Origin of the sequence: Bacillus velezensis, from assembly GCF_001461825.1 — a bacterium.
Classification (GTDB): Bacteria; Bacillota; Bacilli; order Bacillales; family Bacillaceae; genus Bacillus; species Bacillus velezensis.
Genome location: NZ_LLZC01000012.1, coordinates 133,689 through 160,245 on the forward strand (window position 1 = coordinate 133,689; position 26,557 = coordinate 160,245).

At 47.2% G+C, this 26,557-nt stretch carries 27 protein-coding genes; 22 read left to right on the top strand and 5 right to left on the bottom strand.

Annotated elements, in window-relative coordinates; all coding sequences use genetic code 11:
• Positions 1 to 9: 9 nt before the first annotated feature.
• Positions 10 to 816, bottom strand: coding sequence for an NAD kinase (locus AR442_RS04880; RefSeq protein ID WP_017418362.1), 807 nt, complete (start codon positions 814 to 816; stop codon positions 10 to 12).
• Positions 817 to 997: 181 nt separating this feature from the next.
• On the opposite strand from AR442_RS04880, the gene sppA reads away from it, so the two are divergent.
• The 14 genes from sppA to AR442_RS04945 all read left to right on the top strand — a co-directional run bounded on the left by sppA (position 998) and on the right by AR442_RS04945 (position 13,552).
• The gene (sppA, locus tag AR442_RS04885) at positions 998 to 2,005 is read left to right on the top strand and encodes a signal peptide peptidase SppA (protein ID WP_003152419.1); all 1,008 of its coding nucleotides are present in this window, start codon (positions 998 to 1,000) and stop codon (positions 2,003 to 2,005) included.
• Positions 2,006 to 2,018: 13 nt separating this feature from the next.
• Positions 2,019 to 2,510, top strand: a complete 492-nt coding sequence (locus tag AR442_RS04890) for an RDD family protein (protein WP_022552833.1) — start codon at positions 2,019 to 2,021, stop codon at positions 2,508 to 2,510.
• A gap of 77 nt (positions 2,511 to 2,587) precedes the next feature.
• Positions 2,588 to 3,277, top strand: a complete 690-nt coding sequence (locus AR442_RS04895; RefSeq protein WP_032863542.1) for a DUF2953 domain-containing protein — start codon at positions 2,588 to 2,590, stop codon at positions 3,275 to 3,277.
• 12 nt (positions 3,278 to 3,289) lie between these two features.
• On the top strand, positions 3,290 to 3,730 hold the full coding sequence (gene ytfJ, locus AR442_RS04900) for a GerW family sporulation protein (RefSeq protein WP_003152423.1): 441 nt from the start codon (positions 3,290 to 3,292) through the stop codon (positions 3,728 to 3,730).
• Between the two features lie 115 nt (positions 3,731 to 3,845).
• Complete coding sequence (gene tpx / locus AR442_RS04905; protein ID WP_007408050.1) at positions 3,846 to 4,349, top strand: thiol peroxidase; 504 nt, start codon at positions 3,846 to 3,848, stop codon at positions 4,347 to 4,349.
• A gap of 61 nt (positions 4,350 to 4,410) precedes the next feature.
• Positions 4,411 to 5,397 (top strand): class I SAM-dependent methyltransferase, encoded by a 987-nt coding sequence (locus tag AR442_RS04910; RefSeq protein ID WP_014418629.1) that lies wholly within the window; start codon positions 4,411 to 4,413, stop codon positions 5,395 to 5,397.
• 310 nt (positions 5,398 to 5,707) lie between these two features.
• Positions 5,708 to 6,895 carry an acetate kinase gene (locus AR442_RS04915; RefSeq protein WP_007408053.1) on the top strand — a complete coding sequence of 396 codons (1,188 nt, stop codon included), beginning with the start codon at positions 5,708 to 5,710 and terminating at the stop codon, positions 6,893 to 6,895.
• 99 nt (positions 6,896 to 6,994) lie between these two features.
• Positions 6,995 to 7,507, top strand: coding sequence for a MogA/MoaB family molybdenum cofactor biosynthesis protein (locus tag AR442_RS04920; protein WP_007408054.1), 513 nt, complete (start codon positions 6,995 to 6,997; stop codon positions 7,505 to 7,507).
• Between the two features lie 151 nt (positions 7,508 to 7,658).
• Positions 7,659 to 8,870 carry an argininosuccinate synthase gene (locus tag AR442_RS04925; RefSeq protein WP_003152428.1) on the top strand — a complete coding sequence of 404 codons (1,212 nt, stop codon included), beginning with the start codon at positions 7,659 to 7,661 and terminating at the stop codon, positions 8,868 to 8,870.
• The gene (gene argH / locus AR442_RS04930; protein WP_017418356.1) at positions 8,867 to 10,243 is read left to right on the top strand and encodes an argininosuccinate lyase; all 1,377 of its coding nucleotides are present in this window, start codon (positions 8,867 to 8,869) and stop codon (positions 10,241 to 10,243) included. The genes AR442_RS04925 and argH overlap by 4 nt, the downstream gene beginning before the upstream one ends.
• A gap of 73 nt (positions 10,244 to 10,316) precedes the next feature.
• Positions 10,317 to 10,445 carry a hypothetical protein gene (locus tag AR442_RS20975; protein WP_007408056.1) on the top strand — a complete coding sequence of 43 codons (129 nt, stop codon included), beginning with the start codon at positions 10,317 to 10,319 and terminating at the stop codon, positions 10,443 to 10,445.
• A gap of 137 nt (positions 10,446 to 10,582) precedes the next feature.
• Positions 10,583 to 11,350 carry an SDR family oxidoreductase gene (locus AR442_RS04935; RefSeq protein WP_053284945.1) on the top strand — a complete coding sequence of 256 codons (768 nt, stop codon included), beginning with the start codon at positions 10,583 to 10,585 and terminating at the stop codon, positions 11,348 to 11,350.
• A 60-nt stretch (positions 11,351 to 11,410) separates the two neighbouring features.
• Positions 11,411 to 12,097, top strand: coding sequence for a metal-dependent hydrolase (locus AR442_RS04940; RefSeq protein ID WP_053284944.1), 687 nt, complete (start codon positions 11,411 to 11,413; stop codon positions 12,095 to 12,097).
• A gap of 138 nt (positions 12,098 to 12,235) precedes the next feature.
• Positions 12,236 to 13,552: a CBS domain-containing protein gene (locus tag AR442_RS04945; protein ID WP_007408058.1), complete on the top strand. Its 1,317-nt coding sequence runs from the start codon at positions 12,236 to 12,238 to the stop codon at positions 13,550 to 13,552.
• A 28-nt stretch (positions 13,553 to 13,580) separates the two neighbouring features.
• Here the strand turns inward: AR442_RS04945 and AR442_RS04950 are convergent, their stop codons facing one another.
• On the bottom strand, positions 13,581 to 13,883 hold the full coding sequence (locus tag AR442_RS04950) for a YtpI family protein (RefSeq protein ID WP_014418625.1): 303 nt from the start codon (positions 13,881 to 13,883) through the stop codon (positions 13,581 to 13,583).
• A gap of 116 nt (positions 13,884 to 13,999) precedes the next feature.
• On the opposite strand from AR442_RS04950, the gene AR442_RS04955 reads away from it, so the two are divergent.
• Positions 14,000 to 14,941 carry a DHH family phosphoesterase gene (locus AR442_RS04955; RefSeq protein WP_014418624.1) on the top strand — a complete coding sequence of 314 codons (942 nt, stop codon included), beginning with the start codon at positions 14,000 to 14,002 and terminating at the stop codon, positions 14,939 to 14,941.
• A 17-nt stretch (positions 14,942 to 14,958) separates the two neighbouring features.
• On the opposite strand, the gene AR442_RS04960 is transcribed toward AR442_RS04955, so the two are convergent.
• From AR442_RS04960 to ytrH, 3 genes are all read right to left on the bottom strand, one after another.
• Positions 14,959 to 15,150, bottom strand: a complete 192-nt coding sequence (locus AR442_RS04960) for a YtzJ family protein (protein ID WP_003152436.1) — start codon at positions 15,148 to 15,150, stop codon at positions 14,959 to 14,961.
• 105 nt (positions 15,151 to 15,255) lie between these two features.
• A complete protein-coding gene (ytrI, locus tag AR442_RS04965) occupies positions 15,256 to 15,759 on the bottom strand; it encodes a sporulation membrane protein YtrI (protein ID WP_007408062.1) in 504 nt (167 codons plus the stop codon).
• Positions 15,756 to 16,097, bottom strand: a complete 342-nt coding sequence (gene ytrH, locus AR442_RS04970; RefSeq protein WP_003152438.1) for a sporulation membrane protein YtrH — start codon at positions 16,095 to 16,097, stop codon at positions 15,756 to 15,758. Before ytrH ends, ytrI begins: the two co-directional genes overlap by 4 nt.
• 142 nt (positions 16,098 to 16,239) lie before the next feature.
• On the opposite strand from ytrH, the gene dnaE reads away from it, so the two are divergent.
• The 7 genes from dnaE to AR442_RS05010 all read left to right on the top strand — a co-directional run bounded on the left by dnaE (position 16,240) and on the right by AR442_RS05010 (position 26,555).
• Complete coding sequence (gene dnaE, locus AR442_RS04975; RefSeq protein ID WP_032863545.1) at positions 16,240 to 19,578, top strand: DNA polymerase III subunit alpha; 3,339 nt, start codon at positions 16,240 to 16,242, stop codon at positions 19,576 to 19,578.
• A gap of 139 nt (positions 19,579 to 19,717) precedes the next feature.
• Complete coding sequence (ystJ, locus tag AR442_RS04980) at positions 19,718 to 20,950, top strand: NADP-dependent malic enzyme (RefSeq protein WP_007613079.1); 1,233 nt, start codon at positions 19,718 to 19,720, stop codon at positions 20,948 to 20,950.
• A 328-nt stretch (positions 20,951 to 21,278) separates the two neighbouring features.
• Positions 21,279 to 22,151 (top strand): acetyl-CoA carboxylase, carboxyltransferase subunit beta, encoded by an 873-nt coding sequence (gene accD / locus AR442_RS04990; protein ID WP_017418350.1) that lies wholly within the window; start codon positions 21,279 to 21,281, stop codon positions 22,149 to 22,151.
• Positions 22,136 to 23,113 carry an acetyl-CoA carboxylase carboxyl transferase subunit alpha gene (gene accA, locus AR442_RS04995; protein ID WP_014418621.1) on the top strand — a complete coding sequence of 326 codons (978 nt, stop codon included), beginning with the start codon at positions 22,136 to 22,138 and terminating at the stop codon, positions 23,111 to 23,113. Before accD ends, accA begins: the two co-directional genes overlap by 16 nt.
• A gap of 191 nt (positions 23,114 to 23,304) precedes the next feature.
• The gene (gene pfkA / locus AR442_RS05000) at positions 23,305 to 24,264 is read left to right on the top strand and encodes a 6-phosphofructokinase (RefSeq protein WP_007408068.1); all 960 of its coding nucleotides are present in this window, start codon (positions 23,305 to 23,307) and stop codon (positions 24,262 to 24,264) included.
• Between the two features lie 39 nt (positions 24,265 to 24,303).
• Complete coding sequence (gene pyk / locus AR442_RS05005) at positions 24,304 to 26,061, top strand: pyruvate kinase (protein ID WP_007408069.1); 1,758 nt, start codon at positions 24,304 to 24,306, stop codon at positions 26,059 to 26,061.
• A gap of 110 nt (positions 26,062 to 26,171) precedes the next feature.
• Positions 26,172 to 26,555 (top strand): FxsA family protein, encoded by a 384-nt coding sequence (locus AR442_RS05010; RefSeq protein ID WP_012118168.1) that lies wholly within the window; start codon positions 26,172 to 26,174, stop codon positions 26,553 to 26,555.
• Positions 26,556 to 26,557: the final 2 nt, after the last annotated feature.

Below are 26,557 nucleotides of genomic sequence, written 5' to 3' on the forward strand. Positions count from 1 at the left end.
CCTCTTTTTTTATGATAAAAATGATCGTTTTACTTTTTCCCAGAAAGAGTTGTCTTTCAGTTTCACCGTTTTGATTTTTTTATCGGATAGTCTAATCTCAACCTTTTTGACATTCCGCGTGCTGAGCGCTTCATTATCAAGCCCGATAATCGGATGCTCATTGCCGTCCTGCACCACCTGCAGTGTCAGCTTCCGGTCTGAGCTTAAAATAAACGGAGATCCGAGTGTACGGTATGTGTTGTTGTTCAACGACGCCAGTTCGGATACCTGCATGCAGGAAATCAAAGGATCAACAACGGCGCCTGAAACAGATTTATTGTAGGCGGTGCTGCCCGTCGGGGTGGAAATGATCATCCCGTCTCCTCTGAACGTCTCAAAATGAAGATCATCAATTAACACATCCATCACAAACGTTTTAATAATGCTTGAACGGATGGAAACCTCGTTTAAACAGTGAAAATGATTGCTGCCGTCCACCGTTACGTGAATGAGCGGGTATTTTCTGACCTCAAGCTGTTCCGCGGTCATGCTGGCCGCCATTTTTTCAGGCTCATCGCTGTGAAAATCACAGTACAAATGGGCTTTCCCTTTTTTAGCGATGCCGACATACAGACAGTCATCACGGAATCCGGTTTTTCTGACGGCTTGCAGAAATGAGCCGTCGCTGCCGATGCTGGCAATAATTCCGGCATCCTCCGGTTGAGCCGCAACTGTAAAACCGTGCGATTCAGCAAGCTGCTTCAAAGAGCTGACTTGTTCTTTTGTTTCGTTGTTTTGTTTGTGAAAAAAATAAACATTGCGGCGAAGATCGGTCATATCCCCATTCCCCTTTGCTGTCATATTTACGTTTTTCTCCCAGCAGGTATTGTGTTAAAATACCTGTGGCAATAGTGTAACATGTTTCCTGTTTATCCGTTAAGGGAAAGCGCTTCATGAAAAAAATGAATCTTTTTTTACGGGGGAACGTACGAATATTGACAGAAAAGGAGGAGAACAAATGAATGCAAAAAGATGGATTGCGCTCGTCATCGCGCTCGGCATTTTCGGCGTATCAGTCATTGCAAGTGTGACCGTCGGGGTGCTGAAGAATATCGGAGATACAGGGTCTGACTTTGCATCACTGACAGATGACACAGAGGAAGTGACGCTGGATAAGGGCAGCCCCGGCAGTAAAATCGCCGTGCTTGAAGTGGACGGCACGATTGAGGATAACGGCGGGTCCGCTGGCCTGCTCAGCTCAGGCGGGTATGATCACAGATCATTTTTAAAACAGGTTGAGCGTGCGAAAGAAGACAAAAGCGTCAAAGGAATTGTGCTGAAAATCAATTCCCCTGGCGGAGGCGTGTACGAAAGCGCGGAAATACATAAAAAACTGGAAGAACTAAAGAAAGAAACGAAGAAACCGATTTATGTATCCATGGGCTCCATGGCGGCATCGGGAGGCTACTATATTTCAACGGCCGCCGATAAAATCTATGCTTCACCGGAAACGCTCACGGGTTCACTGGGCGTCATTATGGAAAGCGTCAATTATTCCAAGCTCGCCGATGAACTCGGCATCAAGTTTGAAACCATTAAAAGCGGCGCGCATAAAGACATCATGTCCCCGACCCGCGACATGACGAAGGAAGAAAGAAAGATCATGCAGACAATGGTCAACGATTCTTATGAAGGATTTGTCAATGTCATTTCAAAAGGCCGGCACATGTCAAAAGCGGATGTGAAAAAAATTGCCGACGGCCGTGTTTACGACGGCAGACAAGCGAAAAAAATCGGCCTCGTTGATGAGCTCGGTTTTTACGATGACACGATCAGCGCGATGAAAAAGGACCATAAAAATATGAAAAACGCTTCAGTCATCACATACGAGGAAGGATTCGGATTAGGCTCGCTCTTTTCCATGAGCGCAGCGAAAATGTTTAAAAGCGAAATTGATTTTCTGAATATGAAAGAACTCATTTCGCAATCCGGTTCGCCGCGGATGATGTATCTCTATGCAAAGTAGGGGGGAAGAAAGAATGGACGCGACTTACGAAGGCTTTCGCGGCAAAGAAGAGGAAGCCGAACAACAGAGGGCGCCCGAGCATGCATATGCGGGCTTTTGGATCAGGTTTTGGGCGTTTCTTCTCGATTGGCTGGTGGTCTGGGGACTTAACCATCTCATCGTTTCACCGATTTTCACGCTGATGAAGCTCCCGGCAACAAGCGGAATGTTTACAATCTCAGCTTATTCCGTCACAACCCTGATCGTCTACCTCGCCTATTTTGTGTTCATGACGAAATGGTTTCATCAGACACTCGGCAAGATGGTCTTCGGGTTAAAGGTCACTTCTTTGACGCCCGGAAAGCCGCTGACTTGGAGCACCGTCATTTTCAGAGAAGCGGTGGGGCGTTATATCGATAAAATCTGGATTCTCTATATCGTCATTGCGTTTACGCCCAAAAAGCAGGGCATTCATGATCTGATCGCCGACACAACGGTGATTCACGAAGCGCTGTACCGCAAATAAAAGCAGTAAACCCGGAATAAACGTCCGGGTTTATTTTTTTGGGTTTTGGCGATAATGCTGCTAAGGAAGTGAAGCTTATGGGATATGCCGCAGCAGCTGTTATTCTCATTCTCATTTTGGCCTGGCTGCTCATGAGGATGAAAATCCACCTGACTTTCGAATATCTTCACGATAAAGATAACGACAAACTGACGTTTAAAATCTCGGCCTTATACGGGCTGATCCGTATTAAAAAAACGCTGCCCGTCATTAAAGTAAACAGCGAAGACGCGTCAATTGATGTCAAACAGGACACGAAATCAGAAATGAAAGGTCAGAAAAAAGAGAAGAAAAAAATCACATATGAAGATGTCAAACAGAGCATTCACAGAATAGAAATGATTCTGCACCAAGTCTTTCAGATGCGCCAAATCGGCGCCTCATTTCTTGCGGGAGTCCGTATTACGAAGTTCGAATGGGTGACGGTTATCGGAATAAAGGACGCCGCCGTTACGGGAATCGCCGCCGGCGGATTGTGGGCCGTAAAGGGAGGCCTTACGGCGATGCTGTATGATCATCTGCGTTTCATACATAAACCGGTGTGCGAAGTCATTCCGTCTTTTCAAGTGCCTGCATCCAAGACGCATTTGCAGTGTATATTCTTTTTTCGTTTTGGACATCTTATAGGTGCAGCTTTCAAATTGCTCAAATACGGGCGGAACGGACTTTCTATCATACGAAAGAAACAGCCGGTTCCGGTTGCTTCAAAGAATGATTCATCAGTTTAAGGAGGAGCGCATATGGCAGACCATCCCATTCAAGGTTTAATGAAAACCGCTATGGAAAATTTAAAAGAAATGATTGACGTGAATACAATCATCGGCGATCCTGTTGAAACGCCTGACGGCAGCGTAATCTTAACGGTTTCAAAGGTCGGATTCGGATTTGCGGCGGGCGGAAGCGAGTTTGGAGGAAAGCCGGCTGAAAAAAGAACCGATGATGATGAAAGAAAAGAGCAGAAGCTCCCGTTCGGCGGCGGAAGCGGCGGCGGAGTATCCATTACGCCGATTGCGTTTCTGATTGTCGGGACAAACGGCGTGCGTATGCTTCATTTGGATGAAAACACCCATCTGATTGATAAACTGTTAGACTCCGCGCCTCAAACGATTGAACGCATCCAGCATATGTTTAAAAAGAATGAAAAAGGCCGGAACCAAAAAAGAACGGATATTGATTTATAACAGAAAAGTTAACTGCCGCCCGCAGTTAGCTTTTTTTACGATGCGGCATAACCTTTGCAGTTTGCATAAAACTCGACTATGATAGAGCTATACATAGATAAAGGGAGGAATCAGAATGGCTGAAATTACATTTAAAGGCGGAGCCGTGACGCTGATCGGACAAGAAGTGAAACCGGGTGACCAAGCTCCTGACTTCACGGTTTTGACAAACGGATTAGAAGAGAAGACATTAGCAGATATGAAAGGGAAAGTAACGATCATATCCGTTATTCCTTCCATCGACACAGGCGTATGTGACGCGCAGACACGCCGCTTCAACGAAGAAGCCGCAAAACTCGGTGATGTGAACGTTTATACAATCAGCGCCGACCTTCCGTTTGCACAAGCGCGCTGGTGCGGAGCGAACGGAATTGATAAAGTTGAAACATTATCGGATCATAAAGAGATGTCATTTGGTGAAGCATTCGGTGTTTATATCAAAGAACTTCGTCTTTTGGCGCGTTCCGTATTCGTCCTTGATCAGGACGGAAAAGTCGTTTACGCGGAATACGTAAGCGAAGCGACAAACCACCCGAATTATGAAAAGCCTATCGAAGCTGCAAAAGCGTTAATTAAGTAAAGAGAGAAAAAGAGCTCCGGGTGCTGCCGCGGAGCTCTTTTCATGGCAAGGAGGAAACAGCATGCAACACGACCATGTCGGTCAGATTTATGAACTTTTAGATGAAGCCGCCCAAGTGATAGCAGAAGGCCTTCAGATTTCTTATATTGAGGGGCTTGCGGAAGCGGGAGAGATGTATTTTCTTGAAAAGGCCGACCAGCTTCCGCTTCAGGAAAAGCAAACCGGCGAGCTTAACAGCCTGCTCGCGAAAGCAGACTTCCGAAAATGGGAGCATGAATGGATCCGCAAGGCGTTCCAGCTCGCCATTTTAAAAGGGCTCAAAGATAAGTCCCATCCGAACAGACAGATGACGCCTGATACGATCGGCCTTTTCATCAGTTACCTCGTGAATAAATTTACGGGCGGCCGAAAAGGCCTGACATTGCTGGACCCCGCCTGCGGCACCGGAAATCTTCTGCTGACCGCGGCAAACCAGCTTTCTGACAAAGCGGGAAAAAGTTTCGGCATTGAAATCGACGATGTCCTTCTGAAGATCGCATATGCGCAGGCGAATCTGCAGGAAAAAGAAATGGAGCTGTTCTGCCAGGACAGTCTTCAGCCGTTATTTATCGAACCGGCCGATGCGGTCATCTGCGATTTGCCGGTCGGCTACTATCCGAATGACGAAGGCGCTGAAGCGTATGAGCTGAAAGCGGATGAAGGCCACTCATTTGCCCACCACTTATTTATTGAGCAGAGCGTCAAACATACAAAACCGGGCGGATACTTATTTTTTATGATTCCGAACCATCTGTTTGACAGCGCGCAAAGCGATAAACTGAAGCGGTTTTTTGCGGAAAAAGTGTATATCAACGCCCTTCTTCAGCTGCCGGCTACTATGTTTAAAGACGAAGCGCAGGCAAAGAGCATTTTAATCTTGCAGAAAAAAGGCGAAGATGCAAAGCCGCCGAAACAAGCGCTTTTGGCGAATCTTCCTTCCTTTGCGAACCAGCAGGCGATGCGGGAGATGATGGCAAAATTGGATCAATGGATTCAAAAAGAAAAATAATGGCGAAAAAGCAGTGTGAGATGCAAAATCCCGCGCTGCTTTTGCTTTTTAAAATGAATGGAAATCAGGACGATAACACAAATTAAGGAAAGAAAATAACATTCCGTAAGGCGGTACCGTCCATTTGGCACAAATAAAATTTATCAGAAAATATCGACTTCATATTGTAAGCGGTACCAATATGGATGTTGACTTGAAATGCTGAGTTGACAATGTTTAAATGGAAAAGTCAGATATTTTTTGGACTGCAATTATGGTCTGGGAAAAAAGAACGAACAAACGAAGAAGAATTTTGATAGGAGCGTCATTTATGTCTAAAATTATTGCAATTAACGCAGGAAGCTCATCTTTAAAATTTCAGTTATTCGAAATGCCTTCAGAAAAGGTGCTAACAAAAGGTTTAGTAGAACGGATCGGTATCGCCGACAGCGTTTTCACAATCTCTGTTAACGGCGAAAAAAATACAGAAGTGACAGATATTCCGGATCATGCGGTTGCGGTGAAGATGCTGCTTCACAAGCTGACTGAATTCGGTATTATAAAGGATTTAAATGAAATTGACGGAATCGGCCACCGTGTGGTTCACGGCGGAGAAAAATTCAGCGATTCTGTTTTGCTTACGGATGAAACAATCCGTGAGATTGAAGAGATTTCAGAACTTGCGCCGCTTCACAACCCGGCTAACATCGTCGGCATTAAAGCCTTTAAAGAAGTGCTTCCGAATGTGCCTGCGGTTGCAGTGTTTGATACGGCGTTCCACCAAACGATGCCTGAACAATCTTACCTGTACAGCCTACCGTACGAATACTACGAGAAATACGGCATCCGCAAATACGGTTTCCACGGCACTTCTCATAAATACGTGACACAGCGCGCAGCTGAGCTTCTCGGCCGCCCGCTTGAAGATTTGCGTCTGATTTCCTGCCACCTCGGTAACGGCGCAAGTATCGCGGCCGTAGAAGGCGGAAAATCCATTGATACGTCAATGGGCTTCACACCGCTTGCGGGTGTCGCGATGGGAACACGTTCAGGAAACATCGACCCTGCATTGATTCCGTACATTATGGAAAAAACGGATCAGACGGCAGATGAAGTATTAAATACATTAAATAAAAAGAGCGGACTGCTTGGCGTATCCGGTTTCTCCAGCGACCTTCGCGATATCGTGGAAGCTTCAAAAGAAGGAAACGAAAGAGCGGAAACGGCTCTTGAAGTGTTTGCAAGCAGAATCCATAAATACATCGGTTCTTACGCTGCGAGAATGAGCGGCGTTGACGCGATTATTTTCACTGCGGGTATCGGTGAAAACAGCGTTGAAGTCAGAGAACGCGTGCTTCGCGGCTTAGAATTCATGGGTGTATATTGGGATCCTGCGCTGAACAACGTGCGCGGCGAGGAAGCGTTTATCAGCTACCCTCACTCTCCTGTCAAAGTCATGATCATTCCGACTGACGAAGAGGTCATGATCGCACGCGACGTTGTCCGCCTTGCACAGTAATGATCGAAAAAAGCACATCCTTTAGGGTGTGCTTTTTTATTGAATGCCCCAGAATCAAACGTTACGATATGTTTATTACATAAACGATGAGGTGAAGCAATGAGTGTGCATGAACATAAACAAGAAGCCCCGTCAGCGGTGCGCTGCAAGGTGATTACAGTCAGCGACACGAGAACGAAAGAAACCGACAAAAGCGGGCGCGTCATGATGGACTTCCTCAGGGAAGCGGGATTTGAAACGGTCGCTTATGACATTGTTAAAGATGAAAAAGATGAATTGCAGAAAGCCGTTTTATCCGGCTGTATGGATGAATATACAGATGCGGTGCTGTTAAACGGAGGGACGGGCATTGCCGAAAGGGATGTCACAATTGAAGCGGTCACGCCGCTGTTTTCAAAAGAACTCCCGGGATTCGGCGAGCTGTTCCGCATGCTGAGCTATACGGAGGACATCGGTTCCGCCGCCATTTTGTCCAGAGCGGCAGCGGGTGTGATCCAAAATACCGCAGTCTTCTGCACGCCCGGCTCCTCAGGCGCCGTAAAGCTTGCGATGAGTAAACTGATTATTCCTGAACTGCCCCATGTGCTCCGGGAAATCCGAAAAGATTTATAAATGTATAAAAAGGCTCTGCTCCGCTCAAAAAATTGGGTGGGGTTTTTTTTATAAAAGGCTTGAAAAAACAGAATTTACTTGTTACAGTGTATACATACAAAATGCATTTTTATTAATTAAAACTAATTTTTATACAAAGGGAGCTTTTAACATGGCAGAACAAAAAAAGGTTGTATTGGCATACTCAGGAGGTCTTGATACTTCTGTAGCGATAAAATGGCTGCAAGAACAGGGATACGATGTTGTTGCCTGCTGCTTAGATGTAGGGGAAGGAAAGGATTTGGCATTCGTTCAGCAAAAAGCGCTGGAAGTAGGCGCCGTAAATTCCTATGTGATTGATGCGAAAGAAGAATTCGCACGGGAGTACGCGCTTATTTCTATGCAGGCCCATACAATGTATGAAGGCAAGTATCCGCTCGTATCTGCATTATCCCGTCCGTTAATCGCGAAAAAACTCGTTGAAGTCGCGGAAAAGGAAAACGCGGTGGCCGTAGCGCACGGCTGCACGGGAAAAGGCAACGATCAGGTTCGTTTCGAAGTATCCATCAAATCATTAAATCCTGATCTGGAGGTCATTGCTCCGGTCCGTGAGTGGCAATGGTCGCGTGAAGAAGAAATTGAATATGCCGCAAGCCGGGGCATTCCGATTCCGATCAATCTTGACAGCCCTTATTCCATCGATCAGAACCTATGGGGACGCGCCAATGAATGCGGTATATTAGAAGACCCGTGGGCGGCGCCGCCTGAAGGGGCATATGACCTGACAGCATCTCTTGAAAACACGCCGGACGTTCCGGAAATCATCGAAATCGCATTTGAAGCCGGTGTTCCGGTTTCAATCGACGGCGTAACCTACCCGCTCGCTGATTTAATTCTCAAGCTGAACGAGACTGCCGGAAAACACGGCATCGGCCGGATTGACCATGTGGAAAACCGCCTGGTCGGCATTAAGTCCCGTGAAGTTTATGAGTGCCCGGGCGCGATGACTTTGATTACGGCTCACAAAGAGCTTGAGGATCTGACTTTAGTGAAAGAAGTGGCCCATTTCAAACCGGCAATTGAACAAAAACTGTCTGAAATCATCTATAACGGTTTATGGTTCTCGCCGTTAAAAGACGCGCTGCTTGCATTCTTGAAAGAAACTCAAAAACACGTCACCGGCGTCGTGCGCGTCAAGCTGTTTAAAGGCCATGCCATTGTAGAAGGACGTAAGTCGGAATATTCACTCTACGATGAAAAACTTGCGACATATACAAAAGACGATGCGTTTGACCATCACGCGGCAATCGGTTTCATTGAGCTTTGGGGGCTGCCGACAAAAGTAAACAGCATTGTGAAAAAGAAGGAGCAGATTGAAGCATGAAGAAGCTTTGGGGAGGCCGTTTTCAAAAAACACCGGAAAAGTGGGTCGATGAGTTCGGCGCATCCATCACATTCGACCAAAACTTAGTCAAAGAGGATATTACAGGGTCTCTCGCTCATGCGGCAATGCTGAAAAAATGCGGCATTCTGACGGAAGAAGAAGAAGGCGCCATCCGACAGGGGCTGCAGATCCTCCTGCAAAAAGCAGAGGAAGGGACGCTTGAATTCTCTGTTGATTATGAAGATATCCATTTGAATATTGAAAAAATGCTGATCGAAGAAATCGGACCGCTAGGCGGCAAGCTCCATACCGGCAGAAGCCGGAATGACCAGGTGGCGACCGACATGCATTTGTATTTGAAAGATCATGTCTCACATATCATCGTACTGATTGAACAGTTCCAAAAAGCGCTGATCGAAAAAGCGGAGGCCAATGTCGAGACCATTCTGCCGGGGTACACCCATTTACAGCGGGCTCAGCCGATTTCTTTCGCCCACCATCTGCTTGCTTATTTTTGGATGCTTGAACGGGATAAAGAGCGTTTTCGCGATGCTATGAAGCGGATTAACATATCGCCGCTCGGATGCGGGGCGCTTGCCGGAACTACGTTTCCGATAGACCGTAACTATTCGGCGGATCTGCTCGGTTTTGACTCCATTTATGAGAACAGTCTTGACGGAGTCAGTGACAGAGATTTTATTCTCGAGTTTTTAAGCGGCAGCAGCATGCTGATGATGCACCTTTCACGTTTATCAGAAGAAATCATTCTATGGTGCTCGCAGGAATTCAGATTCATTGAACTGGATGATACGTATGCGACGGGAAGCAGCATGATGCCGCAGAAGAAAAACCCCGACATGGCGGAGCTGATCCGCGGTAAAACCGGACGCGTATACGGTGATATGATGGGGCTTTTCACGATTATGAAAGGGCTCCCGCTCGCTTACAACAAAGACCTGCAGGAAGATAAAGAAGGCATGTTTGACACGGTGAAAACCGTTGAAGGAAGCCTTCAGATTTTCACGGGCATGATTGAAACGATGAAAGTAAACAAAGACATCATGAAACAAGCGACAAAACAAGATTTTTCAAACGCGACGGAACTTGCCGATTATTTAGCTAAAAAAGGCATGCCGTTCAGAGAAGCGCATGAAGTGGTCGGCAAGCTTGTGTACAGCTGCATTGAAAAAGGAATCTATTTAAGTGATATGGCATTTGAAGAATTCCTTCAAGCCAGCAGTCTTTTTGAAGAAGACATCTATACCGTGCTCGATCCGCATCATGCGGTTGAAAAAAGAATGAGCGCCGGCGGAACGGGTTTTCAGCAGGTAGAACAGGCGCTCGTAAAAGCAAAAGCCTGCGCAGGCATTTAATTTGCTGAAATTTCCTTCATATTTTCCCGTTATATCAGACACCCTACATCTATAAAGATGGGAGGTAGAAGGAATGCGCAAAGAACAAGACCGTTACATCTATGATGAAAAAGAAAGTGAAGAAACGGCCAGGCTCATCTCAGAGGCATACGAAAGCGGTTATGTCGGCATGGAGGAAGCCTCTGCTCCTTCAGAAAATTAAGCTGTCTGTAAAGACGGCTTTTTTTTCGTGCGGACGAAGTGCAAAAAAGTGATATTGCCGTTTGTTTATAGTAAAGTAGAGGGAGAAACGTCTTGATTTTATTGAAGCGGCAACGTTGCCTGGGGAGGGTATTCAATGTGCGACATGCTCTAATCACTGCCGGTACAAAGGGATTGGGCCGAAAAGTGACTGAAATGCTTCTGGAAAAAGGCTTTTCTGTCACAGTGAATTACAGACAAGACGAAGAAGCGGTCGCCTGTCTGAAGTCGGATTATCCCGGGTGCCATGACAGATTGCAATTCGTTAAGGGCGATGTAACCCGGAAAGAAGATCTCATGCGGATCGCCGATGCAGCCCTTCAGCGGTTTGGAAGGATTGACATACTGATTAACAATGCCGGGCCGTACATATTTGAGCGCAAAAAGCTAGCCGATTACTCCGATGACGAATGGTATGACATGCTTGAAGGGAATTTAAGCGCCGTTTTCCATCTGTTTAAAGCGGTTATCCCGGTCATGAGACAGCAGCGGTTCGGCCGGATTATTACATACGGTTTTCAAGGAGCGGACCATGCCCCCGGCTGGCTTCACCGTTCCGCTTTCGGAGCGGCTAAAGTCGGATTGGCTTCGTTAACGAAAACCATTGCGATTGAAGAAGCCGAATCAGGCATTACGGCCAATATGGTCTGCCCGGGTGATATTGTAGGAGATATGAAAGAAGCGTCTATAGAGGAAGCAAGACGGAAAATCGGCAAAGAAAAGACGCCGATCGGCAGGTCCGGAACCGGAGAGGACATTGCGAGAATCATCGCCTTTTTATGTGAGGAAGATTCCGATCTTGTAACCGGAACGGTCATTGAAGCAACAGGCGGGCTGAATGTGATTAACAGGCATCAATCCCTGTAAGTTTTTTCGTTTGTCAAAAAGGGAACTTGATAAATATTAATTTTTTATGAGGTGAAAACGATGAAAGTGACTTATCACGGACATTCTGTCATTCAAGTGGAAACGAGAACCCATAACATTATTTTTGATCCGTTTCTGACCGGAAACAGTCTGACAAATTTGAAACCGGAAGAAGTGAAAGCGGATGTCATCCTGCTTACTCACGGACACAATGACCATGTCGGAGATACAGAGCAGATCGCTAAACAAAACGATGCGCTCGTCATTGCGCCGAACGAGCTGGCCGTTTATCTCGGCTTTAAAGGTTTAAACGTCCACCCGATGCATATCGGCGGGGCGCGCCAATTTGATTTCGGCAAAGTGAAACTGACACAGGCATTCCACGGATCGGCGGTCACTGATGAAGAAAACAAAACCATTACGTACACGGGGATGCCTGCCGGGATTTTATTGACGATTGACGGCAAAACGATTTTCCACGCCGGAGACACGGCGCTGTTCTCAGATATGAAACTGATCGGGGAACTGAATCACATTGACCTGGCGTTTCTGCCGATCGGTGATAACTTCACCATGGGCCCTGAAGACGCGAAACTCGCGGCTGAATGGCTGAGAGCGAAACAGGTCGTTCCCGTCCATTACAATACATTTCCTGTCATTGAACAGGACCCTGACGCTTTCGCCGAAAGTCTGCCCGGAGGCGTCGGCAAAGTCATGGCGGTCGGCGAGACCATTGAGCTTGCCTGACATATGTGTCAAAGACCTTCTGAATCAAGCATTCAGAAGGTCTTTTTGTGATGCCGCCTTTTTTCGGGCGTCTCATTGCGAATGAATCCCCCGTACCCTTATAATAAAAGCAGAAGACTGTCCTTAGAGGTGAAACGCTTGGCAACAAAGCATGAACAAATCCTATCATACATAGATTCGCTTCCTGTCGGTGAAAAAATTTCGGTCAGAAGAATTGCGAAAGAAATGAAAGTCAGTGAAGGAACGGCTTACAGAGCCATTAAGGAAGCCGAAAACAAAGGATTCGTTTCCACTATTGAACGTGTGGGGACCATCCGGATTGAACAGAAGAAAAAAGAAAATATTGAAAAGCTGACATACGCCGAGGTCGTCAATGTGATAGACGGCCAGGTGCTCGGCGGAAAAGCCGGTCTGCATAAAACGTTGAATAAGTTTGTGATCGGCGCGATGGAGCTTGACGCGATGATGCGTTATACGGCGGCGGGGAACCTGTTAATCGTCGGGAACCGAATCAACGCCCACCGCCAGGCGCTTGAAGCGGGCGCGGCTGTTTTGGTAACGGGAGGGTTTAATACCGACGACAGCATTATCGAGCTGGCTGATATGCTTGAGCTTCCGATTCTCTCCACGAGCTACGATACCTTTACGGTAGCCGCGATGATCAACCGGGCGATCTATGATCAGCTCATAAAAAAAGAGATTGTGCTCGTGGAAGACATTTTGACGCCCGCAGATCGGACAGTGACGCTGTCTCCTAAGGATAAGCTGGAGAAATGGTACGAAAAGAACTATGAAACCGGACACGGCCGCTTCCCGGTTATCGATCAGCAGATGAAAATCCACGGAATCCTCACATCGAAAGATATCGCGGGGCATGACCGGTCAGTTCCGATTGAAAAAGTAATGACCAAAAACCCTGTCACGGTGATCGGGAAAACATCTGTCGCCTCAGCGGCTCAAATGATGGTTTGGGAAGGAATTGAAGTGCTTCCGGTGACAGACGGGCATCACAAACTGATCGGAATGATCAGCCGCCAGGATGTCTTAAAAGCGCTTCAAATGGTTCAAAAGCAGCCTCAGGTCGGTGAAAAGCTGGATGATATTGTTTCAAGGGGATTTAAAGAAGAGGAAGATGACAAAACGCCGGCCGTTTATCAATATGAAGTCACGCCGCAAATGACCAATCAGCTCGGCACGATTTCTTACGGGGTGTTTACGACGATTTTAACCCAGGCCGCCAGCCGATTTTTACGCTCCCGCAAACGCGGCGAGCTGGTCATTGAAAGCATTACGATTTTCTTCTTGAAGCCCGTACAGATGGAGTCGGTCATTGAAGTGAAACCGCGCATTTTAGAGGCGGGCCGGAAATTCGGGAAAATGGAAGTGGAAGTGTCAAGCCAAAGCGGCATCGTCTCAAAAGCGATGCTCATGGTGCAGCTGATGGAGAGAAGTTAAGGGACGCACCCGGGTCCCTTTGCATTCATTATGCGTGGTCCCTCTCCGCTTCCTTTGCATGGATGGGCTCATAATGCTTATAGGCTCTATACCCGGCCCATGCGCTGCCTGCTCCGATTAAAATGAAGACGCCGCCGATGACCAGGGTCAGGACGGAGTGAAACAGAATCATTTGGTTTACTCCGTACAAAAGCACCAGCGCACCTAATGCCATACTTGATTTAGCCGAAAAACATTCCTTCTCCAGCGCCCGTTTCGTCTGGATTCCTTTTACTTTGTAATACACGTAAAAGCAGGCAGAAAGCCCGATGAGAAAAACAAAAACCAGCATAAATGAAATCCTCCATTATATGAGTTTGCAAAACCGTTTATACCGTTACTGAAAGATTTTCCTTTTCCATGGATAAAGAGTATGATTAAATGAATAAAAACGAAAAGGAGAAAACGATGAAATCCGAACTGATCAGAACCATATCATTATATGACACCATTATCTTACATAGACATGTGAGGCCTGACCCGGACGCCTACGGTTCACAGTGCGGCCTTACGGAAATCCTGCGGGAAACGTATCCCGAAAAAAATATTTTTGCCGTCGGACAGCCTGAGCCGTCCCTGTCTTTTTTATATTCCCTCGATGAGGTGGATGACGAAACCTATAAAGATGCTCTTGTCATCGTGTGCGACACCGCAAACCAAGGCAGGGTCGACGATCAGCGCTACCATTCCGGCGCGAAGCTCATGAAAATAGACCACCATCCAAATGAAGATCCGTATGGCGATCTGTTATGGGTCGATACGAATGCAAGCTCCGTAAGCGAAATGATCTATGAGCTGTACCTGGAAGGAAAGCAGCACGGCTGGAAACTGAATACGAAAGCAGCTGAGCTGATCTACGCGGGTATCGTCGGTGATACGGGGCGCTTCTTATTCCCGAACACCACAAAAAAGACATTAAAATACGCGGGAGAGCTCATTGAGTTCCCATTTTCATCGTCAGAGCTGTTCAATCAATTGTATGAAACAAAATTAAATGTGGTGAAGCTTAACGGCTTTATTTATCAAAATGTGTCACTGTCTGAAAACGGCGTCGCTTCCGTTTTCATTAAAAAAGACATTTTGGAGACATATGGAACCACCGCTTCTGAAGCGTCGCAGCTTGTCGGAACACTCGGAAATATTTCGGGTATCCGCGCTTGGGTGTTTTTCGTAGAAGAAGACGATCAAATCAGAGTCCGGTTCCGTTCAAAAGGTCCGGTCATCAACGGAATTGCCCGGAAATACAATGGCGGCGGACATCCGCTTGCGGCCGGCGCATCCATCTTCAGCTGGGATGAAACCGATCAGATTCTTGCTGATCTGGAAGAGATATGTAACGAACACAAGTAGAGGGGAGACCCTCTTTCTTAGTGTTCATCTGTCACGGGGATGAACCAGCAGCCGAATTCAGTCAGGTCTTCGTAGACGCGGAGATTACAGATTTGGAGTTCTTTTTTTATGAGGGAAGCGAGTGTGTCTGTTTCTGCATATGCGGAATAGCCTTGTCTGATTCGGGCTGCATGATCTTTTGCCAAGCGTCGTTCACTAAAAACCTCCATTTTCCCTTCCTCCCTTCAGAATCATTGAAAATGTCTCATCTACAGTTTATAAAAAAGCGGAGAAAAAAGCGACAGATCTATGGAAAATTTTTAAAAATGACATAATTACGTCGCAAAAGAAATATGAATTTCGACAGACAATCTCGTATAAATCGTCAGTTCCTTTACTTCAGCTTTAAATTCCTTCTCATTTATGGTGTATATTTTGTTTTCGATCGTCCGTTTTAAAAGCTCCTTTGTTTTATACACGCTTTCAATATCCTTTGTGATGACTTCAGAAATATTATCTTTCACTTGTTCCTCAAATTTCATCTTGTCAGGCTGGGCGATTCTGTATTTTTCCCCATTGATCAGCTTCACATCAACACTTTGGATGAGCAGCCTTTGCTTATTATCCTCATTTAATTTATGAAGATCTTTCTGATAGATGGAGATTTGGTTTTTTAAATCCCGCGCGTGCTCCCGCTGCTTTTCAATTAACGTCACCTGTTCTTCCTGAAACGTTCCGTATGTAAACAGAAAGAACAGCCAGCTGACGATGGCTCCGCACATCATTCCCGCAAAAAAACGCTGCCATCCCGGTTTTTTATAATACTCGGGAATTCTCATGATGACATATTCTCCTGGGTCAGCCATGAAATAATCAGCCAGCCGGTCTGCGCGCCGCCCATTGCTGAAATAATTAAAAGAAGCTGTTTGAAGATGTCGCGCGTGTTGCCTTCAAACAGCCCCCGCTCGAAACTGTATACCGCGTCAAATGTTCCCCCGATGGCCGCGACAAGCGCCCAGATCTTCAGCCTGTTCGCCAATTTTGTGATCGCCGTCAGCGGAGGCTCGCCTGATAAATAAGCTCCGAGGCCGCCGATCAGCGCGCCGCCGAGCAACACACCGAGGGCGATAAAATAACTGCTGATGAAATTCGCCATAAATCCGGCTTCCTGATCCATATATACACCACCTCACTTTTCTATCATATTGAGCGAAACGGACAAGTATGATGATGAGTCAAAAAAGAACATTTGTTTCTTAAGAAAACCCGTCTTATAATGTAGAAAGGCAAAATGAACGTATGGGAAAGGAGTGGCGGCATTGTCTTTTGTTCACCTGCAAGTACATAGCGGCTACAGCCTGTTAAACAGCGCCGCTTCTGTAAAAGAGCTTGTTGCACAAGCGAAGGAACTCGGATATTCATCATTGGCGCTGACGGACGAAAATGTGATGTACGGCGCCATTGAGTTTTATAAAGCATGCAAATCAAACGGAATTAAGCCGATTATCGGTCTGACGGCTTCTATATACACGGACGATACGGAGCTTGAAGCACACCCGCTCATTCTTTTAGCAGAGACAAACACCGGATATCAGAACCTGGTGAAAATCTCAAGTGCGCTGCAATCCATGGCAAAGGGCGGTATGAAGCGAAAATGGATGAAGAGCTATCATGAGGGGCTGATCGCCATTACGCCCGGTGAAAACGGGTACATTGAAAGCCTGCTTCAAGCCGGGAAGTTTGAAGAAGCGGTCCGGGCTGCCGAAGGTTTCCGGGAGCTGTTCGGAGACGGCCGTTTTTATTTAGGGTACCAGCCGTTTAAAGGACATGAGACGTTATCAGAAGAGATTCTCCGCCTGTCAGCCGAAACGGAAATCGCTGTCTGCGCTGCGGGGGATGTCCGTTATATCAAGAAAGAAGATCAAGATGCGTACCGCTGTCTGTGCGCTATTAAAGCCGGAGAGAAATGGGAGGATCAGAGCGGGAATCTGCCGGACTTATACTTGAGGACGCCTGAAGAAATGGCAGAGTTTTACACGCGGCATCCGGAAGCGATTGAAGCAGCCGCGCGTATCGCCCGGCAATGCCGGGTCGATGTCAGCCTCGGACAGACACAGCTTCCGTCTTTTCCGGCGCCGGACGGCAAATCAGCCGATGACTATTTGGCGGAGATCTGTCATGAGGGGCTGCGCCTCCGTTTCGGGACTCCTGATGAGCGCGCTGTCCGCCGGCTTGAATATGAGCTGGACGTCATCAGGCGCATGAAATTCAGTGATTATTTTCTCATCGTATGGGACTTTATGAAGTACGCGCATGAAAAGGGCATTGTGACAGGCCCGGGAAGGGGGTCCGCGGCAGGCTCGCTTGTCGCTTACTCCCTTTTCATTACCGACGTGGATCCGCTTAAACATTCTCTGCTGTTTGAGAGGTTTCTTAATCCCGAGCGGATCAGCATGCCGGATATTGATATCGATTTCCCTGATACGAGAAGGGATGAGGTCATTCAGTATGTACAAAATAAGTACGGGGCCATGCACGTCGCCCAGATTATCACCTTCGGGACATTGGCCGCCAAGGCGGCGTTAAGGGATACTGGGAGAGTGTTCGGAATCAGCCCGAAAGAAGCCGACCAGCTTGCCCGCCTGATTCCGTCAAAACCGGGAATGACGCTTGAGGAGGCGAGGCGGCAGTCCGCTCAGCTGAACAGGCGGCTGTCCGAATCCGCCGTTCTTCATAAAGTGTTTCAGATCGCAAGGAAAATTGAAGGTCTTCCGCGGCACACGTCAACACACGCGGCGGGGGTCGTTCTCAGTAAAGAGCCGCTTTCTGAAGTTGTCCCTCTTCAAGAAGGGCATGACGGCGTGTATTTAACGCAGTATGCGATGGATCACTTGGAAGATCTCGGTCTTTTAAAAATGGACTTTTTAGGTTTGCGCAACCTGACGCTTATTGAATCCATTAAAATGATGATTGAAAAAGAGACGAATACGAAAATTGATTTTTCCGAGATTTCTTATCAGGATGAAAAAACGTTCTCGCTATTGTCAAACGGTGATACGACGGGTATTTTCCAGCTGGAATCATCAGGAATGAGAAACGTGCTGAAACGCCTGAAGCCGTCAAGACTGGAAGACATTGTCGCGGTTAACGCGCTTTACAGGCCGGGACCGATGGAAAATATTCCGTTATTTATCGACCGGAAGCACGGGCGGGCGCGTGTGGAAGTGCCGCACGAGGACGTAAGAAATATTCTCAGTGACACTTACGGCGTCATCGTCTATCAAGAACAGATAATGATGATCGCTTCGCGCATGGCAGGGTTTTCATTAGGTGAAGCGGATCTGCTCAGACGGGCTGTCAGCAAAAAGCAAAAGGACATTCTGGACAGAGAGCGAAGCCATTTTGTTGAAGGGTGCTTAAAAAAGGAGTATTCTGTAGTCACTGCAAACGAGGTCTACGATCTGATTGTAAAATTCGCTAACTACGGATTCAACAGAAGCCATGCTGTCGCATACAGCATGATCGGCTATCAGCTCGCCTATTTAAAAGCCCATTATCCGTTATATTTTATGTGCGGGCTGTTGACGAGCGTCATCGGCAATGAGGACAAAATATCGCAATATCTGCATGAAGCGAAGGGGAGCGGGATTCAAGTCCTTCCGCCGTCAATAAACAAAAGCGGTTTTCCGTTTGCGCCGGAAAACGGAGCCGTCAGATACAGTTTGCGGGCCGTTAAAAACGTAGGCGTCTCGGCAGTGAAAGATATTTATAAAGCAAGAACACATAAACCGTTCGAGGATCTTTTCGATTTCTGCTTTCGCGTACCTGCAAAAAGCGTGAATCGGAAAACCATCGAAGCCCTTATATTTTCTGGCGCCATGGACGAATTCAATCAAAATCGCGCAGCCTTGCTGGCCTCCGTTGATGTGGCTTTAGAGCACGCTGAACTTTTTCGTGCAGACGATGACCAAATGGGATTGTTTTTGGAAGAATCGTTCTCCATTAAGCCAAAATATGTAGAGGCTGAGGAATTTCCGCTCGTGGACAAGCTTCGGTTCGAAAAAGAAGCTCTCGGTGTTTATTTCTCAAGCCATCCTTTGTCTGCTTTCAGGGATCTCCTGAAAAAACGGGGGGCGCAAGCGATCACAGCAGCGCGGCAGATGCCGAAGGGGCAGCTGTCAATCGGCGCTTTGCTCGCGGGCATCAAAACGATTCGGACAAAGACAGGTCAGCATATGGCGTTTCTCACATTAAGCGATGAAACGGGAGAAATGGAAGCCGTCGTGTTTCCTGACCAATATAGAAGGCTGTCTCCGCTGTTAGAAGAAGGCGCGCTTTTATTCGCCGCCGGGAAAATGGAAGAGCGTCAGGAGAAGACACAATTCATCATGTCATCCGCCTCTCTTCTTGAGCAGACGGAGGCAGACAGAGCGCCGTCTGTTTACATCAAAATCGAAGGCAGCCGGCACAATCAGGAGTTTTTGGAAAAGATGAAGCGTATTTTACTGGAGCATAAAGGGGAAACCGGCGTTTATCTTTATTATGAAAAAGACAAGCAGACGATCAGGCTGCCGGATACTTTTCATATTCAGGCGGACCATCAGGCGTTATACCGTTTAAAAGAGCTGCTGGGCCGCGAAAACGTCGTGTTAAAATAGTGGTAACAATAATCGTTTTGTTATACAATTGAAACAATTGTGCTATCTTATTTAAAGATTCTGAAATTTTTCACCTCCAGCGATTGTACCAGTCTATGCGGCAGAATATGTAACAAAGTACTTAAAAGGAGTGTTTAGAATGTCATTAAGAGAAGAAGCGTTACATTTACACAAAGTAAATCAAGGAAAGCTGGAATCAAAAGCAAAGGTAGAAGTCAGAAACGCGGACGACTTAAGCCTTGCCTACTCTCCCGGAGTAGCTGAGCCTTGTAAAGAGATTTATGACGATAAAAATAAAGTATATGATTATACAATGAAGGGGAACATGGTAGCAGTCGTAACAGACGGATCAGCCGTTCTCGGTCTCGGTAATATCGGGCCTGAAGCTTCTCTTCCGGTCATGGAAGGGAAAGCGGTGCTGTTCAAAAGTTTCGCGGGCGTGGATGCATTCCCGATCGCGCTTGACACAAACGATGTGGACAAAATCATTGACACTGTGAAGCTGCTTGCACCGACATTCGGCGGTGTCAACCTTGAAGATATTGCGGCGCCGAACTGCTTCATTATCGAAGAGCGCCTGAAAAAAGAAACAAACATTCCGGTTTTCCACGATGATCAGCACGGCACTGCCATCGTAACCGTTGCCGGACTTGTAAACGCGCTGAAATTATCAGGAAAATCCATGTCATCCATTAAAGTTGTGGCAAACGGAGCGGGAGCGGCAGGCATCGCGATCATCAAGCTTCTTTACCATTTCGGCGTACGCGACATCGTAATGTGCGACTCTAAAGGGGCGATTTACGAAGGGCGTCCGGCCGGCATGAACGCAGTGAAAAACGAAGTGGCGAAGTTTACAAACCAAGACCGCAACGACGGTTCGCTGCAGGATGTCATTAAAGATGCAGACGTCTTTATCGGCGTATCAGTCGAAGGCGCGCTGACGAAAGAAATGGTGGAAAGCATGGCGAAAGATCCGATTATCTTCGCAATGGCCAACCCGAATCCGGAAATCATGCCTGAAGACGCGCGCGCAGCCGGCGCAAGCGTAATCGGAACAGGCCGTTCTGATTTCCCGAACCAGGTCAACAACGTTCTGGCATTCCCTGGAATTTTCCGCGGCGCGCTTGACGTTCGCGCGACTCACATCAACGAAGAAATGAAAATTGCTGCGGTTGAAGCGATTGCTTCCCTCGTTTCAGAGGAAGAATTAAGCGCTGATTATGTCATCCCGGCTCCATTTGACAAACGTGTGGCTCCTGCCGTTGCGAAAGCTGTTGCGAAAGCAGCGATGGAAACGGGCGTCGCCAGAATTACGGTCGATCCTGAGGAAGTGGCTGAAAAAACAAGACAGCTCACAGTCATCGGCGAATAATAACACAAAAATGAAATGGCAGCGCGTTGGAAAAAAACAACGCGCTGCTGTTCAATATACGGACTGCTGGCATTTTTTTAAGGGCAGGTCTTAAAAAAATTTCAGCAGAATCCTTATTTCTTTTGAAAACGCTGACAGATAAGGCTGAACAACGCTTTTTACGGTATGAAATCCGTCCGTTTCCGTCTGTTTTGCAGCAAAAAATGTCGAATGGAGGATGACACCGTTTGACAAAAAAAGTACAATAGTTTCGGTAAAGTTATTATTAAGTCTATCTAATCGGAAGACATGCAGTGAAGAGAACCCTTCACAAAAGGGAGGTAATCATTTGTTAAAGGATATATTCACAAAAAAGAAAAAATATGCTTCCGTGCCGTCTGAGCAGGCAAAACATGATGTTCCGGAAGGCATTATGACAAAGTGCCCCAAATGTAAAAAAATCATGCTCACAAAAGAGTTAGATAAAAACCTGCGCGTCTGCATGAACTGCGGGCACCATTTCCCGATGAATGCAAAGCAGCGCATTGAAAGCCTCCTGGATGAAGATTCATTCGAAGAATTCAACCAGGGAATGATATCTGAAAACCCGCTCGGTTTCCCGGGATACTTAGAAAAAATCGAAAAAGACCGTGAGAAAACATCGCTGAATGAAGCGGTGGTTACCGGAAAAGGAACCATCGGCGGATTCCCGGCCGTGATCGCGATCATGGATTCAACATTCCGAATGGGCAGCATGGGTTCGGTTGTCGGCGAAAAAATCACGCTTGCAATTGAAAAAGCAAAAGAGGAAAAAGTCCCGTTTATCATCTTTACCGCTTCCGGCGGCGCACGTATGCAGGAGGGGGTCTTAAGCCTTATGCAAATGGCCAAGACAAGCTCTGCATTAAAACTGTTCAGTGAGGAGCAGGGACTGATTATTTCTGTCATGACCCATCCGACGACAGGCGGCGTATCGGCCAGTTTCGCGTCTCTCGGTGATTATAATTTCGCTGAACCGGGCGCCTTGATCGGATTTGCCGGAAGACGTATTATTGAACAGACGATCGGGGAAAAACTGCCGGAAGATTTCCAGACGGCGGAATTTTTATTAAAGCACGGCCAGCTTGATGCGGTGATTCACCGAAACGACATGAAAGACAAACTCGCATTTCTGCTGGACATGCACCAAACAGGAGGTGAGCATGAGTGGCTGCAAGATTAGAATTTGAAAAACCAGTGATTGAACTGCAGACGAAAATCGCCGAACTGAAAAAATTCACCCAAGATTCGGAGATGGATTTAAGCGCTGAAATCGCAAGGCTTGAAGACCGGCTAAGCAAGCTCCAGGATGAGATTTATAAAAACCTGAAGCCGTGGGACAGAGTGCAGATCGCACGCCTTCCCGACCGGCCGACGACGCTTGATTACATTCAATACCTGTTTACCGACTTTTTTGAGTGCCACGGAGACAGAACATACGGAGACGATGCTGCGATTGTCGGCGGAGTCGCCAAATATCACGGCATGCCGGTCACCGTCATCGGACATCAGCGCGGAAAAGACACGAAAGAAAACCTCGTCCGCAATTTCGGGATGCCTCACCCTGAGGGCTACCGCAAAGCGCTTCGTCTCATGAAGCAGGCGGATAAGTTCAACCGCCCGATTATCTGCTTCATCGACACGAAGGGAGCGTACCCGGGTAAAGCGGCGGAGGAACGGGGACAAAGTGAAGCCATCGCCAAGAACCTGTTCGAGATGGCCGGCCTGACAGTGCCTGTCGTTTGTATCGTCATCGGGGAAGGCGGCAGCGGAGGCGCGCTTGCATTAGGTGTGGGCAACCGCATGCTGATGCTTGAGAACTCGACGTATTCCGTTATTTCTCCTGAAGGAGCCGCGTCCATTTTGTGGAAAGACTCCAGCCTTGCGAAAAAAGCGGCCGAAACCATGAAGATTACTGCGCCCGATTTATTAGAATTAGGAATTATTGATGATATGATTAAAGAAGTGAAGGGCGGAGCTCACCATGATATCAAGCAGCAGGCGGGCTACATTGACGGTATTCTTAAAGAAACGTTAAAATCTCTTCTTCAAATGAACGCCGAAGAATTGATCTCACAGCGCTATGAAAAATATAAAGCAATCGGGAAAGTTTCGGTTGAAGATCAATATATCGGGGTAAACTGAATAGACGTGAAGCCTATGGCTCACGTTTATTTTTTGTGATTTTTGTGATATTCCTTAAATTTTATTTAAAAACAATTTATTTAATTGTATAATAGGTAAGGTTTCATGGGAGCTCAGGCGTCCCTTTTCATTGTTTTAGGGCAATGATCATGATATGTTTAACATATATATGTTGCTGAGGTGAATAGGAAATGAAGCGTATAGGAGTTTTAACGAGCGGCGGGGATTCCCCGGGTATGAACGCTGCGGTGCGCGCGGTTGTGCGGAAAGCTATCTACCACGACGTCGAAGTGTACGGAATTTATAACGGTTATTCAGGATTAATCAGCGGAAAAATAGAGAAACTGGAGCTTGGTTCGGTCGGTGACATCATCCACCGCGGCGGAACAAAGCTGTACACGGCCAGATGTCCTGAATTCAAAACAGTTGAAGGCCGTGAAAAAGGAATCGAAAATTTAAAGAAACTCGGCATTGAAGGTCTTGTCGTCATCGGCGGAGACGGTTCATACATGGGTGCGAAAAAATTAACGGAACACGGGTTTCCGTGTGTAGGTGTACCGGGTACGATAGATAATGACATCCCGGGAACTGATTTTACGATCGGATTTGATACGGCGCTAAACACCGTAATTGATGCGATTGATAAAATCCGTGACACCGCTACGTCTCATGAGCGTACATACGTTATTGAAGTGATGGGGCGCCATGCGGGCGACATTGCTTTATGGGCAGGTCTTGCAGGCGGAGCGGAATCAATTTTAATTCCTGAAGCGGACTACGATATGCAGGAAATTATCGGCCGTTTGAAGAGAGGGCACGACCGCGGCAAAAAACACAGTATCATCATCGTTGCAGAAGGGGTAGGCAGCGGGGTTGAATTCGGAAAACGCATCGAAGAAGAAACGAACCTTGAAACACGGGTATCCGTTTTAGGGCACATCCAGCGCGGCGGATCTCCAAGCGCTTCTGACCGGGTTCTTGCAAGCCGCCTCGGCGCTTACGCGGTTGAGCTTCTGCTTAAAGGAAAAGGCGGACGCTGCGTAGGTATACAAAACAACAAGCTTGTAGACCATGATATTATAGAAATTTTAGAATCAAAACATACTGTTGAACCAAACATGTATCAGCTTTCAAAAGAACTGTCTATTTAAGGCGGAAGAAGCTGAAGATTTCAGAAGGAAGTGAACGAGTTGAAAAAAACAAAAATCGTTTGTACAATCGGTCCGGCCAGTGAAAGTGTAGAAATGCTGACAAAATTGATGGAAGCGGGTATGAACGTTGCTCGTCTGAATTTTTCACACGGTGATTTCGAAGAGCACGGCGCAAGAATCAAAAACATCAGAGAAGCAAGCAAAAAGCTCGGCAAAAACGTGGGGATTCTCCTCGATACGAAAGGTCCGGAAATCCGCACGCACGATATGGAAAACGGCGCGCTTGAGCTTCAGGCGGGAAATGAAATTATCGTTTCTACGAAACAGGTGCTGGGAACGCTTGAAAAATTCTCAGTTTCTTATGAAGGCCTGGCAGACGACGTGTCAGCAGGGTCTATCATCCTGTTGGATGACGGTTTAATCGGATTGGAAGTGCTGGAATCAAATCCGGAAAAACACGAAATCAAAACAAAAATCTTAAACAGCGGCACGCTGAAAAATAAAAAAGGCGTAAACGTTCCCGGCGTCAGCGTCAACCTTCCCGGAATTACTGAAAAAGACGCCAAAGACATCGTATTCGGTATCGAGCAAGGCGTTGATTTCATCGCTGCGTCATTTGTACGCCGTTCTACGGATGTCCTGGAAATCCGCGAACTGCTTGAAGAGCATAACGCGTCTGACATTCAAATCATCCCTAAAATTGAGAACCAGGAAGGCGTAGACAATCTGGATGCGATTCTGGAAGTATCTGACGGTTTAATGGTAGCGCGCGGAGACCTCGGCGTAGAGATTCCGGCTGAAGAAGTGCCGCTCGTGCAAAAAGAAATGATCAAAAAATGCAACGCGCTCGGCAAACCGGTTATTACTGCGACACAAATGCTTGACAGCATGCAGCGCAACCCTCGTCCGACACGCGCTGAAGCAAGTGACGTTGCCAACGCCATTTTCGACGGCACAGACGCTATCATGCTTTCCGGTGAGACGGCTGCGGGACAATATCCTGTCGAGGCGGTTCAAACAATGTTTAACATCGCCACACGTACGGAAGAATCTCTGAACTACAAAGAAATTCTGTCTAAACGCAGAGATCAGGTCGGCATGACGATTACCGATGCGATCGGCCAATCAGTTGCGCACACGGCGATCAATCTGAGTGCGGCAGCTATCGTTACCCCTACAGAAAGCGGCCATACGGCGCGTATGATCGCGAAATACCGTCCGCAGGCTCCGATTGTAGCCGTTACGGTTAATGAGTCTGTATCACGCAAACTCGGCCTTGTATTCGGTGTATTCCCGGCAAGCGGCCAAAACGCGAATTCAACCGATGAAATGCTTGAAGACGCGGTTCAAAAATCACTTGACAGCGGCATCGTGAAACGCGGTGATCTGATTGTCATTACAGCAGGTTCTGTCGGTGAATCAGGCACGACGAATCTGATGAAAGTCCACACTGTCGGCAGCGTTATCGCGAAAGGGCAAGGCATCGGACGCAAATCTGCATTCGGTCCGGTCGTTGTTGCAAAAAATGCGAAAGAAGCTGAACAAAAAATGACAGACGGCGCAGTATTGGTTGCTTCAAGCACTGACCGCGACATGATCGCTTCACTTGAAAAAGCATCAGCGCTCATCACTGAAGAAGGCGGTCTGACAAGCCATGCAGCCGTTGTCGGTTTAAGCTTGGGCATTCCGGTTATCGTCGGTCTGGAGAACGCAACTTCAGTTTTAACAGAAGGACAGGTTATCACAGTTGACGCTGCCCGCGGCGCTGTGTATGAAGGCCGCGCAAGCGTTCTTTAAACAGCTTTAAAAAAGAGAGGGGGGTTCTCCCTTCTCTTTTGTCTTTAGGCTGATTTTCCTATTCCCATGCGGGCGGTGACGCGCTTTTAGAAGGGCGGGAGGGCAGAAAAATGAGAGTGTTATTCTTACTGTTTATCGTGTGTCCGGCAATTGAAATCGGCTTGTTTCTGCTGGCGGGAAAATGGCTCGGTATTTTTCCGACCTTCCTTCTCATCATTTTGACAGGCGTGTTAGGCGCCTTGGTGGCAAAAAGACAGGGAACCGATGTGTATCATCGGGTGATGCGCGACCTGCAGCACGGCAAAATGCCGGGGGAAGCGCTTCTTGACGGAATATGCGTCTTTTTCGGAGGCCTGCTTTTGATGCTTCCGGGTTTTCTGTCCGATATTGCAGGGGCCTGTCTTCTGATTCCGTTCACTCGGAACCGCATGAAGCCGCTTTTGTTCAAATGGCTGAGAGGAATGTCAAAAAATAAGCGGATCATTATCAAATAAAA

Excerpts from the sequence above, each read along its gene's own strand:
- AR442_RS04925 (WP_003152428.1), top strand. The coding sequence starts at position 7,659 with ATGGCAGAACAAAAAAAGGTTGTATTGGCATACTCAGGAGGTCTTGAT.
- AR442_RS04955 (WP_014418624.1), top strand. The coding sequence starts at position 14,000 with ATGAAATCCGAACTGATCAGAACCATATCATTATATGACACCATTATC.
- AR442_RS04950 (WP_014418625.1), bottom strand. The coding sequence starts at position 13,883 with ATGCTGGTTTTTGTTTTTCTCATCGGGCTTTCTGCCTGCTTTTACGTG.
- AR442_RS20975 (WP_007408056.1), top strand. The coding sequence starts at position 10,317 with ATGCGCAAAGAACAAGACCGTTACATCTATGATGAAAAAGAAAGTGAA.
- AR442_RS04895 (WP_032863542.1), top strand. The coding sequence starts at position 2,588 with ATGGGATATGCCGCAGCAGCTGTTATTCTCATTCTCATTTTGGCCTGG.
- AR442_RS05010 (WP_012118168.1), top strand. The coding sequence starts at position 26,172 with ATGAGAGTGTTATTCTTACTGTTTATCGTGTGTCCGGCAATTGAAATC.
- AR442_RS04880 (WP_017418362.1), bottom strand. The coding sequence starts at position 816 with ATGACCGATCTTCGCCGCAATGTTTATTTTTTTCACAAACAAAACAAC.
- sppA (WP_003152419.1), top strand. The coding sequence starts at position 998 with ATGAATGCAAAAAGATGGATTGCGCTCGTCATCGCGCTCGGCATTTTC.
- AR442_RS04890 (WP_022552833.1), top strand. The coding sequence starts at position 2,019 with ATGGACGCGACTTACGAAGGCTTTCGCGGCAAAGAAGAGGAAGCCGAA.
- ytfJ (WP_003152423.1), top strand. The coding sequence starts at position 3,290 with ATGGCAGACCATCCCATTCAAGGTTTAATGAAAACCGCTATGGAAAAT.
- AR442_RS04920 (WP_007408054.1), top strand. The coding sequence starts at position 6,995 with ATGAGTGTGCATGAACATAAACAAGAAGCCCCGTCAGCGGTGCGCTGC.
- AR442_RS04915 (WP_007408053.1), top strand. The coding sequence starts at position 5,708 with ATGTCTAAAATTATTGCAATTAACGCAGGAAGCTCATCTTTAAAATTT.
- ytrH (WP_003152438.1), bottom strand. The coding sequence starts at position 16,097 with ATGGATCAGGAAGCCGGATTTATGGCGAATTTCATCAGCAGTTATTTT.
- ystJ (WP_007613079.1), top strand. The coding sequence starts at position 19,718 with ATGTCATTAAGAGAAGAAGCGTTACATTTACACAAAGTAAATCAAGGA.
- AR442_RS04910 (WP_014418629.1), top strand. The coding sequence starts at position 4,411 with ATGCAACACGACCATGTCGGTCAGATTTATGAACTTTTAGATGAAGCC.
- argH (WP_017418356.1), top strand. The coding sequence starts at position 8,867 with ATGAAGAAGCTTTGGGGAGGCCGTTTTCAAAAAACACCGGAAAAGTGG.
- tpx (WP_007408050.1), top strand. The coding sequence starts at position 3,846 with ATGGCTGAAATTACATTTAAAGGCGGAGCCGTGACGCTGATCGGACAA.
- pfkA (WP_007408068.1), top strand. The coding sequence starts at position 23,305 with ATGAAGCGTATAGGAGTTTTAACGAGCGGCGGGGATTCCCCGGGTATG.
- ytrI (WP_007408062.1), bottom strand. The coding sequence starts at position 15,759 with ATGAGAATTCCCGAGTATTATAAAAAACCGGGATGGCAGCGTTTTTTT.
- AR442_RS04960 (WP_003152436.1), bottom strand. The coding sequence starts at position 15,150 with ATGGAGGTTTTTAGTGAACGACGCTTGGCAAAAGATCATGCAGCCCGA.
- AR442_RS04940 (WP_053284944.1), top strand. The coding sequence starts at position 11,411 with ATGAAAGTGACTTATCACGGACATTCTGTCATTCAAGTGGAAACGAGA.